Here is a 16,611-nt window from a genome sequence, read left to right as displayed (position 1 = left end):
AATGCCGTGAACGGCCCGAGCCGTTTTCGCGCCGGAGCGGCCGCTCAGATGCAGCGCCCGCCGTCCACCTCCAGCGCCACGCCGGTGATGAAGGCGGCCTCATCGGAGGCCAGCCACAGCGCCGCATTGGCGATGTCGAGCGGCGTCGAGAACCGGCCGAGCGGAATCGAGGCACGGAATTTCTCACGAATCTCCGGCGTGTCGGCGCCCATGAACTTCTCCAGCATGCCGGTTTCGCCGGCAACCGGGCAGAGGCAATTGACGCGGATGTTTTTCGGCGCCAGCTCGACCGCCATCGACTTGGTGGCGGTGATCGCCCAACCCTTGGACGCGTTGTACCAGGTAAGGCCGGGCCGCGGCCTGATGCCGGCGGTCGAGGCCGTGGTCAGGATGACGCCGCCGCCCTGCCGATCCATGATCGGCACCACGGCAAGTGCCGCATGATAGATCGCCTTCATGTTGATCGCGGTGATCAGGTCGAAGGTTTCCTCGTCGACGCCCAGCATGTCGCCATTGCGATGGGTGTAACCGGCATTGTTGATCATGATGTCGACGCGGCCGAAGGCGCTCTTTGCGGCATAGACCATCTCGTCGAATTCGGAGCGCTGCGAGACGTCGGTCTGGGTCCAGATCGCGCGGTCGCCGATTTCTCCCGCGACGCGCTCGGCCCCCTTGGCGTTGAGGTCGGCAACGACGACGCGCGCGCCCTCTTCGGCGAAACGCCTGGCCATGCCCTCGCCGAAGCCGGACGCCGCGCCGGTGATGATGGCAACCTTGTTTTCCAGACGCATCGTTTTCCCGCTCATCGAGATCGTCCCCAATTTGCACCGGGAGCCTGTCCATGACGCGACAGATGTCGCACTCATGATTTTCTCCCTTAGCTTTCGTCACATTCACGTTCTATGTTGCAGCCGCGAACGCTGCCGGAAGACGTCGCTTTGCCGACAAGCCTCCCGGCAGCGCCAGTGTCAAGGGCACATGCAGACCCAAACGATCCCCTGCGATTGGCCCTTGATGTGACACCTTGGCACTGGACGATTTAAATCGATTAGAATATATCAGCCCCGTTACCGGCGACCGGCATCAAATCGGACTGACCATGACCAGCCAGATCATCCCCGTCGACCCTTTCGACTTCGTCATCTTCGGCGGCACCGGCGACCTGTCGGAGCGCAAGCTTCTGCCCTCGCTCTACCACCGCCAGCGCGGCCAGCAATTCACGGAGCCGACGCGCATCATCGGCACGTCGCGCGCGAAAATGACCGACGCCGAGTTTCAGGCCTTCGCCAAGAAGGCGATTTCCGAGCACGTGAAGCAGGCCGACGTCGACGCCAAGGAGCTTGAGACCTTCCTGGCGCGCCTTTCCTACGTCTCGGCCGACGCGACCACCGGCACCGGTTTCGACAAGCTCAAGAAGGCGATCGGCGACAGCGACCGCATCCGCGCCTTCTATCTGGCGGTGGCGCCGGCGCTCTTCGGCGACATCTCGCACCAGCTCAAGGAGCACAGGCTGATCACGCCGAACTCGCGCATCGTGCTGGAGAAGCCGATCGGGCGCGATCTCACCTCGGCACGGGCGCTCAACGACGCAGTGGGCGATGATTTCCACGAAAGCCAGATCTTCCGCATCGATCACTATCTCGGCAAGGAAACGGTGCAGAACCTGATGGCGCTGCGCTTTGCCAATGCGCTCTACGAGCCGTTGTGGAATTCCGCCCATATCGACCATGTGCAGATCACGGTGGCCGAGACCGTGGGTCTCGAGGACCGCGTCACCTATTACGACAAGGCCGGCGCGCTGCGCGACATGGTGCAGAACCACATCCTGCAACTGCTTTGCCTGGTCGCCATGGAAACGCCGTCGTCGATGGACGCGGATGCCGTACGCGACGAGAAGCTGAAGGTGCTGAGGGCGCTCAAGCGCATCAACGGCAACGAGGCGCCGAAGCAAACCGTGCGCGGCCAGTATCGTGCCGGCGCTTCCGCCGGAGGGCCGGTCAAGGGCTATGTCGAGGAGCTCGGCAAGGACAGCAACACCGAGACCTTCGTCGCCGTAAAGGCCGAGATCGGCAACTGGCGCTGGGCCGGCGTTCCCTTCTATCTCAGGACCGGCAAGCGGCTGGCGACCCGCGTCTCGGAGATCGTCATCGAGTTCAAGCCGATTCCCTATTCCATCTTCGGCGACAGCGCCGGTCCGATCTTCCCCAACCAGCTGGTCATCCGCCTGCAGCCGGACGAAGGCGTCAAGCAGTATATCATGATCAAGGATCCGGGGCCGGGCGGCATGCGGCTGCGCCAGATCTCGCTGGACATGAGCTTCGCGCAGTCGTTCCAGGGCCGGGCGCCGGATGCCTATGAGCGGCTGATCATGGATGTGGTGCGCGGCAACCAGACGCTGTTCATGCGCCGCGACGAGGTCGAGGCGGCGTGGAAGTGGATCGACCCGATCCAGAACGCCTGGGAAAGCGCCAGGCAGGAAGCGCAGGGCTATACGGCCGGCACCTGGGGACCTTCGGCCTCCATCGCGCTCATCGAACGTGACGGACGGACATGGCACGAGAGCAACTGAGCGCCGCCGCCTACGCCTGGAACGGCTTTGCCGACCGCCAGCAACTGGCGGCCGCACTTGCAGGCAACGTCGCCGCCCGCTTGACCAAAGCGATCGACGAGCGCGGCACGGCGCTGCTCGCAGTATCCGGCGGGACGACGCCGGCGAAGTTCCTCGCAGCGCTCTCCGCCATACCGATCGCCTGGGACAAGGTCACGGTGACGCTGGTCGACGAGCGCTTCGTTCCGCCCGCCTCGCCGCGATCGAATGCCGGGCTGGTGGCGGCCAACCTGCTTCAGAACAAGGCTGCCGCCGCGCGCTTCGTGCCGCTCTATCATCAGGCGGCAAGCATCGAAGATGCGGCGACACTGGACAACGGAATGCTTGATGAGTTGCCCTGGCCGCTCGACGTCGTGGTGCTCGGCATGGGCGGCGACGGCCATACGGCCTCGTTCTTTCCCGATGCCGGCAATCTCGGCGAATTGCTCGACCCCTCCTCGCGGCGGATCGTGCTGCCGGTGCACGCGCCAAGCGGCGGCGAGCCGCGATTGACGCTGTCGATGGCGCGGATCATTGCCGCCGGCTTCATCGCGCTCCACATCGAGGGTGAGGACAAGCGCACCGCCTTCGACGGCGCGATGGGAGCGGGCGCGAAGAAGCCCATCCGCAAAGTGCTCGAAGCATCGCCGATTGCGGTAGAGGTGTTCTGGGCACCCTGATTTCACCAAGGAACAGTCCCGGAGGCAGTGGGAGGACGTTTCCGGGGCTCGAAAGGACCGACCATGACAGCCAGACGCGACATCGAAGCCATCACGGAACGCATCCGCCAACGCTCGAAAGCCGGCCGCGAAGCCTATCTTGGCCGCATCGCGGAGGCATCCGGCCGCGCCGCCAACCGGGCGGTGCTCTCCTGCGGCAACCTTGCCCACGGCTTTGCCGTCTGCAGCCCGTCGGAGAAGGTCGCGCTCGGCGGCGACCGCGTGCCGAACCTCGGCATCATCACCTCCTACAACGACATGCTTTCGGCGCATCAGCCGTTCGAGACGTTTCCGGCGCTGATCAAGGAAGCGGCGCGCGAGGCCGGCGGCATCGCCCAGGTCGCCGGCGGCGTGCCGGCGATGTGCGACGGCGTCACGCAAGGCCAGCCGGGCATGGAACTGTCGCTGTTCTCGCGCGACGTGATCGCCATGGCGGCCGCGATCGGCCTGTCGCACAACATGTTCGACGCCGCCGTCTTCCTCGGCGTCTGCGACAAGATCGTGCCGGGACTGGTGATCGCGGCCCTCACCTTCGGGCATCTGCCGGCTGTGTTCATACCGGCCGGACCGATGACGTCGGGCCTGCCGAACGACCAGAAGGCCAAGATCCGGCAGCTCTATGCCGAGGGCAAGGCGGGCCGCGCCGAGCTGCTCGAGGCGGAGTCCAAATCCTATCACGGGCCGGGCACCTGCACCTTCTACGGCACCGCCAATTCCAACCAGATGCTGATGGAGATCATGGGTCTGCATACGCCCGGCGCCTCCTTCGTCAACCCGGGCACGCCGCTGCGCGACGCGCTGACTAGGGAAGCGGCCAAACGGGCGCTGGCGATCACCGCACTCGGCAACGCCTACACGCCGGTCGGGCGCATGATCGACGAGCGCTCGATCGTCAACGGCGTGGTCGGCCTGCATGCCACCGGCGGCTCGACCAATCACACCATCCATCTGATCGCGATGGCCGCGGCAGCCGGCATCGCGCTGACTTGGCAAGACATCTCCGACCTGTCGGAAGCCGTGCCGCTGCTGGCGCGCGTCTATCCGAACGGGCTTGCCGACGTGAACCATTTCCACGCCGCCGGCGGGCTAGGCTTCCTGATCCGCGAACTGCTCGACGAAGGCATCCTGCATGAGGACGTGCAGACGGTCTGGGGCGAAGGCCTGCGGCCCTATGCGGTCGAAGCCAGGCTGGGCGCCGACGGCAGCGTGGTGCGTGAAGCGGCACCGCTGGAGAGCGGCGACGAAAAGGTGCTCGCGCCGTTCAAGAAAGCGTTCCAGCCGACCGGCGGGCTGAAGGTACTTGCCGGCAATCTCGGCCATGCGGTCATCAAGACCTCGGCGGTCAAGCCCGAGCGGCGTGTCATCGAGGCGCCGGCAAAGGTGTTCGACAGCCAGCAGGGACTGAACGACGCCTTCAAGGCCGGCCACCTCACCGGCGACTTCGTCGCCGTCATCCGCTTCCAGGGCCCGAAGGCCAACGGCATGCCGGAACTGCACAAACTGACGACGGTGCTCGGCATCCTGCAGGACCGCGGCCAGCGCGTCGCGCTGGTGACGGACGGGCGCATGTCGGGCGCCTCCGGCAAGGTGCCGGCGGCGATCCATGTGACGCCGGAAGCGGTCGAGGACGGGCCGATTGCCAGGATCCAAGACGGCGACATCATCCGTCTCGACGCCGATGCCGGCACGCTGGAGGTCCTGGTGCCTGGAACGGAATTCGCGCTGCGCCGCACGGCCGAAGCCGATCTCATCGGCAACGAGTTCGGCTTCGGACGTGAACTGTTCGCCGGGTTCCGGCAATTGGTCGGCCGCGCCGACCACGGCGCCGCCGCCTTCGCAAACGGGTAGTGCCGAAGCATAGGTTTCCGGCTACCAGCTGAGCCAACGTGCCAGCATGGAGAGATATTGTGCGACCAGCGTGGCGGAGATAGCAATCAGCACTATGCCGATCATCTGGCGTCTATCGGATGATCGTGCCTGTCTCTCGGCTTTCTCCAAATAACGATGCCCTCCCCGGCCAAGCGTAGCTATGCGATACGCATGTGGGTTTTGCGCAATCAGCTTCGCCATTGCCTCCTGCTCGGCCGCGGGTGCCGCTTCTTCAGCTGCAACCGCCGTTTCTTCGGCCGTGCGAGCCGTCAGCCATCGTGCAATCCGCAGCTCGAGCAACTCCTGGGCGTAGAGCTTTCTCGAATGCTCCGACGCCGAAAGCGATTTGGAGTCCAACCACGCTTTGAACCGATCGGGCCTGATGCGGACATTGCGATGGTCATACCGGCGTTCTCTTCGCCATTGCGCCTGCGATGCCTCGAACAACACGCGCCACTCCTCCCACGTGGCCGGCAGATCGTCGGCGCCGGAGAGCTCGCGGATATCAGGATAGTCTTTAGGCGTGTAGACCGGAACTGCCGTCAGCCTTTCCATAGCAATCGCCCCCTTAAGGGCGAGACTAATTTGTTTTCACGAAGCTGCAATCGATAGAGCGGTGAACGGCCATTCCTCCAACGGCACAAAAAAGGGCGGCTCCGAGCCGCCCTTTTTTGTGTCAGCGATCGCAAAGCCTACTGAACGGTGATCTCGGTCCGCTCGCCGGCCTTGATCGTCACCGGCATTTCCTTGTCCTGGCCCTGGTCGGACATATGGCGCACCACGACATAGTCGCCCGCGGGGATCGTCTGCTGCCAGCTATCTCCATAGGTCAACCCAAGCGACTTGCGCTTGCCTTCGATATCCTTCTTCGACGAGAAAACCTCGATCGAATAGGCGCCGGGTGCCGACATCGCCAGCACGCCGGCGTCGAGCGTGACCTTGATGTCCTGGTTGTCGCCGGCCTTGATGCTGAAAGGCTGCTCGACGACCGCGAGGTCGAGCGTGGTGAGCGCGACATAGTCGTCCGGCGGCAGCCAGAACTTGCTGTCCGCGCCATAGGAGTGCTCGACGCTCTCGCGCGAGCCGTCGATCTTCTTCTTCGCCTTGACGATCTCGAAGCCTATGCCGGAATTGTCGGCCTTGTCGCCGCCGGCGGTGTAGTAAGCGTTGAGCACGGCGTGGCCGACGCCGACGACGACGTCTTTCTCGACGGTCTGCCCGGCGGCAAGCTGGATGGTCTCGGTTGCCGTGCCAGCGCCGATCTGCACCGTCACTTTCTGCTCGCCCGCCGGCACGGTGGCCTTGGCGTCGCCATAGTGCGTGGTGGTGCCGCCCGGATAATTAAAGTCGACACGCGCCTCGCCGCTGATCTCCGAGCCCTGGCTCGCATGCGGGTGAATGACCAAAGTGCCGGCGTTCAGCGTGAACAGCGGGCTATAGGTCTGGCCGGCCTCGACCTTGATCTTCTGCTCGCTCCTTGCCTCGTCGTCGCGGCCGACGACGATGTAGTCGCCCGGCTCGAGATTGGTCTTGAGCTCGCCATACTCGGTCATGACCTGATCGCCACGCGTGCCGTCGGCCGCGGCCTTATAAATCTCCCAGGCATTGCTGTCGGTGATCGGATCGCCGCCCTCGGCCATGACCACGCTCGGCATGAAATTGAATTCAGGCTTGGCGGGTTCGGGCGCAGGCGCCGGTGCGGGAGCCGGAGCAGGCTCAGGCGCGGGAGCCGGCGCCGCGACGGTCTCGACCAGCGCTTCCTGCAACGCCTTCCCGTCGGAGGCCTGGATGTATTTGCCGCCGGTGTTCTTGGCGAGGCAGGCGATCTGCTTGCCTTCATCGGCGGTCAGGCCGAAGCCGACCACGTCGGCGGTGAAGTCGACGCCGGTTTCCTTCAGCTCCTTGCCGAGCGCGCAAGGGTCGCCGCCGCAGGTCTCGAGCCCATCGGTGATGAGGACGACGGTGGCCTTGTCCTCGGTGTATCTGAGCGCTTCCGCCGCCTGCTTGACGGCTGCCGTCAGCGGCGTCTTGCCGAGGAATTTCATGCTGTCGGCGGCGGCCGAAATCGCGCTTGCGGAACCTGCCTGGGGCGGCACGATCAGCTCGATGTCCTCGCAACTGCCTTTCTGGCGATGGCCGTAAGCCATGAAGCCGATCTCGTCGTCTGCCGGCACCGACTGCAACACCGTGCGCAGCGATTCGCGCGCGATCTCCAGCTTCGGCTTGCCGTCGATCTGGGCCCACATGGAGCCCGATGCATCGAGAATGATGATGACCTTGTTGGCGGCAAAGCCAAAGCTGGTCATCGACAAAAGGAGGATCGCCGCAGCGACGCTCCGTGCCAGTCCCGCCATGAAAATCTCCTGAGTGTGCCCCCTGTCCGCGCCGGGAAAGCTATTTGAGGAGGCGTCGGGACACAAGTCCGCGGGTGGCCTTCCACACAGAGGGCCAAGTTCCCGGGTAGCCGCTGCTCAGTAGGTGGTGCGGCGCTCTTCCGACGGCGGGCGGCCGAACTGCAGCCGGTAGCTCTGCGCGAAATAGGAGTGCGAGGTGAAGCCGGTGGCGATCGCCACGTCGAGGATCGGCATGTTGGTCTGGCGCAGCAGTTCGCGTGCCCGCTCCAATCTCAGCCGCATGTAGTAGCGGCCGGGCGTAACGCTCAGGTGGCGCAGGAACAGGCGCTCGACCTGGCGCACCGACAGACCCGCCGACTTGGCGAGCTGCACCGCCGACAGCGGCTCGTCGAGATGGTCGGCCATCAATTCGACGATGCGCCTGAGCTTCTCCGACTTGCCGGTGAGATCCCGCTCGGGTCCGACGCGCTGGCGGTCGCCGGCCGAGCGAATGCGCTCGTGCTGGAACTGGTTGGCGACGCCATTGGCGAGGTTGGAGCCGAAATCGCCGCGCACGATCTCCAGCATCAGGTCGATCGAGGTGGTGCCGCCGGCGCAGGTGTACCGCTTGCGGTCGATCTCGAAGACGTTGCCGGTGCAGTTGATGTCGGGGAAGCGCTCCATGAAGCCGGCGCGGTTCTCCCAGTGGATGGTGCAGCGATAGCCGTCGAGCTGCCCGGCCTCGGCGAGAAGGTAGGAGCCGACCGACAGCGCGCCGAGCGCATTGCCGCGCCGGCCCCAGCTGCGCAGCGCCGCCAGCACCTTGCTCTTGCCGGGAAACTCTGTGGTGAGCCCGACCGAGACGAACAGGATGTCGACCGGCGGCATGTCCGCGACGGAATAGTCGATCTTGAGCGGCAGGCCGTTCGAGGCCATGACCGCGTCGCCATCGGCCGAAATCGTCGTCCAGCCGTAATAGTCGCGGCCGAGCAGACGGTTGGCCGAGCGGAAGCAATCTATCGCCGCGGCCAGCGAGAACATCGAGAATTTGTCGACGAGCAGGAAACCGAACTGCCGACCGCCCTGAACGGGATCGCCCATGACCGGCCGTTCGACAGGAGCAGTAAGGTTCGGCAAGGACGCTGCTTTCTGATCAGAAGGACGGCCGCTTCAACCCGGCCGCGAGGTAGGCGGAAGCTACAGTGTTGGCCATCAGCATGGCAATGGTCATCGGCCCGACACCGCCGGGGACGGGCGTGATGGCACCGGCTACCTCGGCCGCTTCGGCGTAGGCGACGTCGCCGACCAGCCGCGACTTGCCTTCACCTTTCTCGGGCGCCGGAATGCGGTTGATGCCGACATCGATGACGGTGGCGCCGGGCTTGACCCAATCGCCCCTGACCATTTCCGCACGGCCGACGGCGGCGACCAGGATATCGGCGGTGCGCGCCAGCGCCGGCAGGTCCTTGGTGCGGCTGTGCGCAATGGTGACCGTGCAGTTGGCGGCGAGCAGCAGATTGGCCATCGGCTTGCCGACGATATTGGAGCGGCCGACGACCACGGCATTGAGCCCGGAAAGGTCCTTGCCGCGCACGCGCTCGATCAGAAGCATCGAGCCGGCGGGCGTGCAGGGCACGAAAGCCGTTTCCAGCTCGCCGGTGCCGAGCTTGCCGACATTGATGAAGTGGAAGCCGTCAACGTCCTTCTCCGGCGCTATCGTCTGGATGACCTTGCCGGAATCGATATGACGCGGAAGCGGCAGTTGCACGAGGATGCCGTGGATGGACGGATCGGCGTTAAGGTCGCCGATGATCTTGAGCAACTGCGCCTCGGTGGTTTCGGCCGGCAGCGTGTGCTGGAGCGAGAGGAAGCCGCATTCCTTGGCCGTGCGCGATTTCGAAGCGACGTAGACCTGGCTTGCCGGATCCTCGCCGACGATCACCACCGCCAGGCCGGGCCTGGTCGCGCCCCTGGCCGACAGATCGGCGGTCAACGCCTTGACCTTTTGAACCACGTCTTCGGCGACACTCTTTCCGTCGATCACTTCGGCCATCACTCACCTTCTGCACTGTTTGCGCGGCCGCGCTCGGGCGACCCCAATCCCCAAATCAGCAATCGACCCGCGAGCGCCGGGCGCATGCGGTCGAATACAGCGCGGCATTTTCACGAAAATTCAGCCGGGCAATCCCGCCAAAGCGTCGTCGGATGCCGTAAACCCGAAACCGGCTGCTTTTATCGAGGGCAGCTTTTATCGAAGCCAGCTTTTATCGAAGACGGCGCGTTTTAGAAATAGCGGCGGCGCGAGCGGCTCTCGGTCAGATCGCGCACTGCCTCGCGGAATTCGCGCAGGCTGGCCCGCAGCTCGTCGATCTGGCCCTGCTGGTCGACTTCCGGGGACTGGCGCGCCCCGGCCGTCGGCGGTTGCAGATACGCATCGTCATGCGGGTCAGGCCGCTCGTAGTCCGGTCGATACGAATAGGATCCTTGCGCGGGCGGAGGCTGGACATCGGGCCGCCGCGGCGCTTCCGGACGGGAAGAACGAGCCTCGCCCATCGGCGCGCGCCGGGCACTTTCACCCGGGACGGCACCTGTATCGACCGCCTCACCCGGCCCGCGCTGCGTAAGGTAGCGCAACGACGAAGCCAGCGCCCCCAAGAGCCCTGGACGACCGCACCGCACCGGGGCCGGCGCGACGGATGTTGCCGGAGGCGGCGAAGCAACGGGTGATGCCGGTGAAGGCTTAACAGACGGCACTGGCGGAGCGGCCTGGTAGGATTTGCCCTCGGAGGTCGACGCGCGCCCGTCGGTCCTGCGGCGCGAGCGGGCATTGGCGGTTTCGCGCAAGCTCGCATAGGCGCCACGCAGCGCGCCAAGGCCGATGCCGGCGAAAAGGCCGGCCAGCAGACCTGCCAGCGCCTTCACGACACGCGATGGCCCCTTCGCTTCAAGCGGCGGGTAGGCCTCCGAAATGACGTTGATGTTGGCGGTGTTGATGTCCTTCTGCTCGCCCGTTTCCTTGGCGCGCAGCAGGAACTGTTCATAGACGGAGCGCTTGGCGGCGGCCTCCCGCTCGAGCTCGCGCAGCGAAACGAGGTTGTTGTTGACGTCGCCGCTCTGCACCTTGGCCTGCGCCAGGCGCGACGCAAGGTCCTGCTCGAGCTGGACGGAGCGCTTCAGATCGACCTGCAGCGAGGAGGCGATGCGCTGCAATTCGGCGCTGATGCGCTCGCGCGCGCCGGCAAGCTGGGCGTTGAGCGCCTCGATCTCCGGATGGCGCGGCCCGAGCCTCACCGCCGCGCGGTCGGCTTCCTGTTTCAGCGCCGCATATTGCGAGCGCAGCTCGCCCATCGTGTTGGAGTTGATCTCTTCCGGCAAGGTGCCGTTGAGAACCGAATTGACATTCAGCGCACGCGCCGAGGCGGCGCGCGCATTGAGCTCAAGCGTGCGGGCGCGGGCGACCGAAAGCTGCTCGTTGAGCTTCAACATCTGATCGTCGCTGATCAGGTGTCCCTGTGCGTCGACAAGATCGTGCGTCGCCCTGAAATCCTCGACCTTGCGCTCCGCTGTCTCGACACCCTTGCGCAATTCGTCGAGCCTGGCCGTAAGTTCGTCGGTGGCGCGGCCCGCCGTGTTGGACTGGATTTTGCTGGAGATCTCCTGGAAGGCCGAGATCATGGCGTTGGCGATCTGGGCCGACTTGTCCGGATCCTGGGTGGTGGCGGTAACCGAGACGACGAAGGTCTTGCCGCCGCGCTCGACATCCAAGCTCTCCGCCAAATTACGGACCGCCAGCGCGTTCCGGCGGGCATCGTCGGCCGGGCTCTGCGCATTCTGCCGCGACAGGATGGAGCGGAGTGTCGACATCAGGCCGAGACCGCCTTTTCCTTGGCCGTTGAATTCAGGGTCGTTGGTGAGGTTGAGATCCGTGACAACCTTGTTGAGGACCGTGCCCGAGGTGAGGATGCGGACCTGGTTCTCGACGATGGCGAGCGTCGCGTCCGAGGCGACCACATTCTGCGTCAGGTCGCGATCGGTGAGCTTGAGGTCGCGCGGGTCGACGATGACCTCCGTGGTGGCCTCATATTTCTTCGGCGTCGACAGCGCGATGGCAATGCCAAGCGCGGCGCCCAGGATCGTTGTCGAGACGATCAGCGCCTTGGAGCGAGTGATGCCGCGGACGACCTGCATCGGGTCGATCAGCGGCATCCACTCCTGCGCGTCGGTATCGTTGCCCGCCAGCGGCCGGCCTGCGTAGCGAGGTTCGGCATGGCGGGGCTCGAACGCGGGCGGAGAAGAATGGTCGGGGGAAGAATAGTCCGGGGAACGGCCCTCTTCGCGCGGTCCGGCTCGCGGATGAGCCTCTTGCGCGGCCCATTCGTCCCCGGCCCGGACCGTTTCCGAAAGCGGATCGACCTGAGGTTGACCGGGTTCGTCTATATGTGTCGTAAGTTCCGGGTTCGCGGCCTGTAGGCCTGACCGCCCTTCGCGCTCGAAGCGCGCCGCGCGATGGCGCGCAGCGGCATCCTCGCGCCATGACGGGTCTGCCTTGTCGCCGATCGAAACCAGCGAAGCGTCGGCTGTATCCTCGCCACGCACGGCCTGGCCGAGCGCAAGCAAGGAGCGCTCGCGCCTCCAATCGTCATGGTTATCCCTGTCGACCATGTCCTGGAACTTACTCTCTGGCGGCTTGGGAGCGGCAGTCGGCCAATCGTTAAGTCACGCTAAACAGGCATGGGAAATAAAAGGTTAATTTCGAGATCGGGACGTACAGTTTTCTCGCCTCGGTTGCAGCCTTTCCCGGGTCGCCAAGGCCGCCGCCAGAACGGCACGTTAAGCTTTCCTGCCTATGCTTTGACGGACACATGACCCAGACCAGCGACATACCGCAAAGGCGGACGCTCGCGCGGATCGGCCATTTCGTGGCCGCGCGCAGGAAGCTGGTTTTCGACTATTTCTCGGCGATCAGCGGCGCCGGCGGGCGGCTCGTCTTCTCGCTCGCCTATTTCGTGGCCTTGGCCAACACGCTGTCGATCGCCGAATTCGGCATGTTCGCCACGGCCTCGGCGGCAGGCGTGATGTTGTCGCGCGTGCTTGCCTTCGGCTTCATCTCGGCGTCTACCGCACGGCAACGATCCGTCCCAACCTGATCGGCGCCTTCACCGCCGGCTTCCTGCTTCTCAGCGTGATCTCGCTGCCGGTCCTCGCCGCCGCTTCCTACGGCGTCTACCTGATCTTCTTCGCCGGCACAGTGCCGCTGCCGGTCTTTGCCGCGGTCGTCTTCGCCGAAGCGCTTTTGTGGCGGCCGGTGGAAGTGGTGCTGATCGTCAACAACGGCCTCGGCAAGTTCGGCCGCGCCGCGGTGCTCGCGATCCTGGCCACGGCGCTCCGGGCGGTCGGCGCGGTGCTGTTCATGCTTGCCGCGCAACACACGATCGGCGTCTGGTCGTGGTTCTACATCGGCGCCAACGCCGCTTCGCTGATCGTCGCCTTCGCCTTCTTCTACCCGCGCCAGCGGCTGAGGCTGCGCACCGAACTCTATTTCAGGCGGCTCGCCGATTCCGTCTATGTCGCCGGATCCGAGGTGCTGTTCTATTTGCAGATGGAGTTCGACAAGCTGCTGGTGCTGTCGATCGGCGGACCGCATCTTGCCGGGATCTACGCCATCATCATGCGGCTGGTCGATCTCACGGCAATCCCGATCCGAACCTTCTCGATGATGCTGGTGCAACGCATGATGCGCGCGCCAGAGCTCTTGTCCCGGCTGGCGGTCAAGAGCGGCATCGAAGGCGGTGTCTTCCTGGTCTCGACGCTGGCGTTGCTGTCGCTCGGCATCGTGCTGCACTTCTTCCCCAATACGCTGGGTAAGAATGTCGCCGAGGCCGCGCCTCTGGTGGCACTCGCGGTCTGCGTGCCGGGCCTGCGCAATCTCGTCGAATACCAGGCAGAGTTGCTCTTCGCGCGCGGCCAGACCGCGGTGCGGGCGATCAATCTCGGGTTGCTCGCCGGCTTGAAGGCGGTGCTGCTCACCTACGTGCTGACGACGATCCCAGACACACCCGATCTGGTGCTGTCGCTCAACATCGTCTTCCTGCTGCTTTATCTGGCCTCGATGCTGCTGACCTATTCGGCGATGCGTAGGCCCGCCAAAGCGGTCTGATCTAGCACTCGAGCGCGATCAGCCGGCGGATACGGCCGACATCGGTGCCGATGAAGGATTGCATGCCGATCGCTACCTGCTCAGGCGCCATGGCATCGACGAAGCGGCGGAATTCCTCGTCCGACAGCGCCTCGCCATTCCAGTGGACGCGGCAGAATTCAGCTGTGTCGTGGAAATGGCCGGCCCCTTCGAGCACGTCGTCGACGTAACGGCCGTAGATCATGCATTCGGAGAATTTGCGCGCCGAGCCGACGACGCTGACCCAGTTGCGCCCGTGCGCTTTCTCGATCCGCTCGCACATCGCATTCACTGATCCGCGGCGCCACGCGATCAGCGTCGAGATGTAATCGTGGTTCGAAACCTTCGCCGGGTCCATGCCGAGCGCCGAGCCGGCATTGTGCGACCAGATGCGATGCTCGTCGTGGCCGTCGCCGGCCAGCACGCCATCGCGCCGGAACAGCCGCGCCTTGCCGTCGCGCCAGAAGGCGCTCGTGTCGAACGGCTTGAGGAAGGCGACGTCGGAATCGCAAAAGACGAGCACGTCCTCCCGGGCGTGCGCGGCAATGGCGATGCGGCGCAGCTGCTGCACGTGCCAGCCACGCAGCGGCTGGGTCCTGAAACTCAACCAGACGCGGCGGCGGAACAGGCTGAGCGGATCGTCGACGGCCCGCAGCCAGCGCGGCAGCAGATCCTGTTCATCGACCACCGTGCGGCGGCCACCCTCCAGTTGGCGAAACAGCGCGACATCGCGGTGCTCGACGAGGATGTAGTGCCGCGCGACGCCGGTCACATGTCGGTCCATCGTCTCGCAGAGCAGCCGGCAGCGCTCGAAGTCCGGCGCGTAGCTTGCCGTCACGATCGCGGCCGAGGGCGTGCGCGGCAGCGGCTCGATCCTAGTGGCGGCATCGGGCACGAAACGGCTGTTCAACGGCGCGCCTCCGCCGGCCGCGGTTCGTGCGCCAATTTCTGCTTGAAGACGCGCCACAGGAAGAGCGGGTTGCCGACCACGTAGCGGCGCCACAGGCGGCCGGGCTCGATCCACAGGCGAAACAGCCATTCGAGCCGCAGGCGCCGCATCCACAGGGGGGCGCGCGGCACGGTGCCGCTCAGGAAATCGAGCAGCGCGCCGACCGCGATCGGCAGCGTGCAGTGACGGGCGTCGATGTGGCGCGCGATCCACAATTCCTGGCGCGGCACACCCATGGCGACCAGCAGCACGTCCGGCCGCAGCCTGGCGATGCGCTCGACGATCGTCGGCTCCTCGGCGGGGGAGAAGTAGCCGTCATGGACGACCACGAATTTGTGCTGCACCGCGAGCGCCGAAAGCTTGACCGATGCCGCCTCGGCATTGACCCGCTTCGCGCCAAGCAACGCCACGGTCAGCGGCCGCGTCGATGCCTGCAGGAAAGCCGGGATGAAATCGGTGCCGTTGAGATTATCGGGGAAAGGCGCGCCGTAGAGCAGCTTTGCGGCGATGTCGACGCCGACGCCATCCGGCAGCACGAGGAAGTCGTCAAGCGCTTCGGCAAACACCGGATCGCTGTAAGCGAGGTTGGCGTTGTGGGCGTTGAGGAAACTCACCTTGGTGAAGCGCCGCTCGGCGATCAGCCGGGAAAGCAGTGCTATCGCCTCATCCCACCGGATGGCAAGCACGGAGATGCCGAGTATCCTCTTCAGCGTATCGAAGCCGAAGGCGGAGCGGGCTGCGTGCATGTTCATGCAGCGACCTCCCGCCTGACGGCGCCGAGCTTCTCCAGCCCAAGCCCGATCGCGGCGTCGAGCGCCCTGGCCTGCCGGCGATGGAAAGCACTGCCATCGGCATCGCGAATGTCGGCCGCCGCCGCTTCGAGCGCCGTGGCGAAGGCGACGGGATCGTCGGTCACGACACAGTTTTGCGGCCGGTAACCGATGCCGCGCAGCGAGCGGCTGGTGGCGACGCAAGGCAGGCCAAGCTCGAACGTCTCGATGGTCTTCAACTGCACGCCGCTGCCGGCGGTGCTGATCAGCGGGACGACGGCGGCGCCGCGCACGAATGCCTGGGCGTCGGGAACCCTTCCGACGAACTTGACCCCGGGATGCGCCGACGTCACGCCCGACGGCATGTTGCCGGCGATCCTGATCCGGAAATCCGGCCTGAGATGCAGGACGACCTTGGTCAAGAACCAGTCCAGCCCGATGCGGTTGGGCTGCCAGGTCCAGGTGCCGATCAGCGCCGCGTCGAAGTCGATGCGGCGCGGGCCTTTGTTCGTCGGAGCCCCGGCACGGGTCACCAGCGGCAGCACCGCCGAGCGGTCGCTGGAGGCGACACCGAGCGCGGCGCGATCCTCCTCGGCCAGAGTGAAGACGAAACGCGCGGCGCGGCAGAGACGCTCCTCCATCACCTCGAGCAGCCTGGCCTCGCGGCGAAACAGCCAGCGTTGAAAAGCGCTGCCGGCCGCGGCGGCGTTCTCCTCGGCCGAACGATGCTCGACATTGTGCGCGACGAAGATTGAAGGCCGGTCGCCGAAGAGACTTTCAAAGGCGCCTGCAAATTGCACGGAATTGAGGACATAGCCGTCGAACGGACCGGCATTATCGATCGCGGCGCGGACGTCTGCGTCGGAAACGACGCGCAGCTTGACCGAGGAAAAGGTGAGGCCGCAGACAACCGCCTTGCCCAGCCAGATGAGTTTCTGCAGAGCCGGGGCGCTTTCGGTACGCACCTCGACGGCGTCAAGCACGATGGTGTTCTGCGGATCGGACGGCGTCTTTCCCGGCCAGATGAAGCCCATCACCGTGACGCGCGCGCCGGCACGCCGCAGCGCATCGATGATCGCGGCGTTGGCAATCTCGTAGCCGGAGGCGAGAGCGCCGTCGGGCACGATCGATGTGGCGAACAGCAGATGCATCTCACCTATCCATTGGTGTAGCCGGTAGCAAAACGCGGTGAAGCCTTGATTAAATGAC

At 65.2% G+C, this 16,611-nt stretch carries 12 protein-coding genes and 1 pseudogene; 4 read left to right on the top strand and 9 right to left on the bottom strand.

The window, feature by feature from the left end; all coding sequences use genetic code 11:
• Nucleotides 1-44: 44 nt before the first annotated feature.
• Complete coding sequence (locus EJ070_RS17985) at nucleotides 45-791, bottom strand: SDR family oxidoreductase (RefSeq protein ID WP_126095806.1); 747 nt, start codon at nucleotides 789-791, stop codon at nucleotides 45-47.
• A 308-nt stretch (nucleotides 792-1,099) separates the two neighbouring features.
• On the opposite strand from EJ070_RS17985, the gene zwf reads away from it, so the two are divergent.
• The 3 genes from zwf (at nucleotide 1,100) to edd (ending at nucleotide 5,154) form a co-directional block, all read left to right on the top strand.
• On the top strand, nucleotides 1,100-2,569 hold the full coding sequence (zwf, locus tag EJ070_RS17980) for a glucose-6-phosphate dehydrogenase (protein WP_126092559.1): 1,470 nt from the start codon (nucleotides 1,100-1,102) through the stop codon (nucleotides 2,567-2,569).
• Nucleotides 2,551-3,267 (top strand): 6-phosphogluconolactonase, encoded by a 717-nt coding sequence (gene pgl / locus EJ070_RS17975; RefSeq protein WP_126092558.1) that lies wholly within the window; start codon nucleotides 2,551-2,553, stop codon nucleotides 3,265-3,267. Before zwf ends, pgl begins: the two co-directional genes overlap by 19 nt.
• Before the next feature lie 63 nt (nucleotides 3,268-3,330).
• A complete protein-coding gene (gene edd / locus EJ070_RS17970; protein ID WP_126092557.1) occupies nucleotides 3,331-5,154 on the top strand; it encodes a phosphogluconate dehydratase in 1,824 nt (607 codons plus the stop codon).
• 21 nt (nucleotides 5,155-5,175) lie between these two features.
• Here the strand turns inward: edd and EJ070_RS17965 are convergent, their stop codons facing one another.
• From EJ070_RS17965 to EJ070_RS17945, 5 genes are all read right to left on the bottom strand, one after another.
• On the bottom strand, nucleotides 5,176-5,730 hold the full coding sequence (locus EJ070_RS17965; protein WP_126092556.1) for a hypothetical protein: 555 nt from the start codon (nucleotides 5,728-5,730) through the stop codon (nucleotides 5,176-5,178).
• Nucleotides 5,731-5,867: 137 nt separating this feature from the next.
• Nucleotides 5,868-7,529, bottom strand: coding sequence for a VWA domain-containing protein (locus tag EJ070_RS17960; protein WP_126092555.1), 1,662 nt, complete (start codon nucleotides 7,527-7,529; stop codon nucleotides 5,868-5,870).
• A 117-nt stretch (nucleotides 7,530-7,646) separates the two neighbouring features.
• Nucleotides 7,647-8,609, bottom strand: a complete 963-nt coding sequence (locus EJ070_RS17955) for a GlxA family transcriptional regulator (RefSeq protein ID WP_126092554.1) — start codon at nucleotides 8,607-8,609, stop codon at nucleotides 7,647-7,649.
• Nucleotides 8,610-8,661: 52 nt separating this feature from the next.
• Nucleotides 8,662-9,561, bottom strand: a complete 900-nt coding sequence (folD, locus tag EJ070_RS17950) for a bifunctional methylenetetrahydrofolate dehydrogenase/methenyltetrahydrofolate cyclohydrolase FolD (RefSeq protein WP_126092553.1) — start codon at nucleotides 9,559-9,561, stop codon at nucleotides 8,662-8,664.
• A gap of 230 nt (nucleotides 9,562-9,791) precedes the next feature.
• Nucleotides 9,792-12,170, bottom strand: a complete 2,379-nt coding sequence (locus EJ070_RS17945; RefSeq protein ID WP_126092552.1) for a GumC family protein — start codon at nucleotides 12,168-12,170, stop codon at nucleotides 9,792-9,794.
• A gap of 200 nt (nucleotides 12,171-12,370) precedes the next feature.
• Between EJ070_RS17945 and EJ070_RS17940 the strand changes: the two are divergent.
• Nucleotides 12,371-13,665 (top strand): annotated as a pseudogene (locus EJ070_RS17940) (lipopolysaccharide biosynthesis protein).
• Between the two features lies 1 nt (nucleotide 13,666).
• On the opposite strand, the gene EJ070_RS17935 reads toward EJ070_RS17940, so the two are convergent.
• From EJ070_RS17935 to EJ070_RS17925, 3 genes are read right to left on the bottom strand one after another with little or no spacing between them, the layout of a single operon-like run.
• Nucleotides 13,667-14,593, bottom strand: coding sequence for a DUF6492 family protein (locus EJ070_RS17935; protein WP_126092551.1), 927 nt, complete (start codon nucleotides 14,591-14,593; stop codon nucleotides 13,667-13,669).
• The gene (locus tag EJ070_RS17930) at nucleotides 14,590-15,384 is read right to left on the bottom strand and encodes a WecB/TagA/CpsF family glycosyltransferase (protein ID WP_126092550.1); all 795 of its coding nucleotides are present in this window, start codon (nucleotides 15,382-15,384) and stop codon (nucleotides 14,590-14,592) included. Before EJ070_RS17930 ends, EJ070_RS17935 begins: the two co-directional genes overlap by 4 nt.
• Nucleotides 15,381-16,553, bottom strand: coding sequence for a glycosyltransferase family 4 protein (locus EJ070_RS17925; RefSeq protein ID WP_126092549.1), 1,173 nt, complete (start codon nucleotides 16,551-16,553; stop codon nucleotides 15,381-15,383). The genes EJ070_RS17930 and EJ070_RS17925 overlap by 4 nt, the downstream gene beginning before the upstream one ends.
• Nucleotides 16,554-16,611: the final 58 nt, after the last annotated feature.

Source organism: Mesorhizobium sp. M1E.F.Ca.ET.045.02.1.1, from assembly GCF_003952485.1.
In the GTDB taxonomy this organism is placed as follows: Bacteria; Pseudomonadota; Alphaproteobacteria; order Rhizobiales; family Rhizobiaceae; genus Mesorhizobium.
The sequence above is the reverse complement of the archived record's forward strand: the minus strand, read 5'-3'. Positions and strand labels throughout refer to the sequence as shown.

What these genes read in the sequence shown, in the direction of transcription:
- EJ070_RS17930 (WP_126092550.1), bottom strand. Translation starts at nt 15,384, where the DNA reads ATGAACATGCACGCAGCCCGCTCCGCCTTCGGCTTCGATACGCTGAAG.
- EJ070_RS17955 (WP_126092554.1), bottom strand. Translation starts at nt 8,609, where the DNA reads ATGGGCGATCCCGTTCAGGGCGGTCGGCAGTTCGGTTTCCTGCTCGTC.
- EJ070_RS17965 (WP_126092556.1), bottom strand. Translation starts at nt 5,730, where the DNA reads ATGGAAAGGCTGACGGCAGTTCCGGTCTACACGCCTAAAGACTATCCT.
- EJ070_RS17985 (WP_126095806.1), bottom strand. Translation starts at nt 791, where the DNA reads ATGCGTCTGGAAAACAAGGTTGCCATCATCACCGGCGCGGCGTCCGGC.
- EJ070_RS17945 (WP_126092552.1), bottom strand. Translation starts at nt 12,170, where the DNA reads ATGGTCGACAGGGATAACCATGACGATTGGAGGCGCGAGCGCTCCTTG.
- pgl (WP_126092558.1), top strand. Translation starts at nt 2,551, where the DNA reads ATGGCACGAGAGCAACTGAGCGCCGCCGCCTACGCCTGGAACGGCTTT.
- EJ070_RS17925 (WP_126092549.1), bottom strand. Translation starts at nt 16,553, where the DNA reads ATGCATCTGCTGTTCGCCACATCGATCGTGCCCGACGGCGCTCTCGCC.
- edd (WP_126092557.1), top strand. Translation starts at nt 3,331, where the DNA reads ATGACAGCCAGACGCGACATCGAAGCCATCACGGAACGCATCCGCCAA.
- folD (WP_126092553.1), bottom strand. Translation starts at nt 9,561, where the DNA reads ATGGCCGAAGTGATCGACGGAAAGAGTGTCGCCGAAGACGTGGTTCAA.
- EJ070_RS17960 (WP_126092555.1), bottom strand. Translation starts at nt 7,529, where the DNA reads ATGGCGGGACTGGCACGGAGCGTCGCTGCGGCGATCCTCCTTTTGTCG.
- zwf (WP_126092559.1), top strand. Translation starts at nt 1,100, where the DNA reads ATGACCAGCCAGATCATCCCCGTCGACCCTTTCGACTTCGTCATCTTC.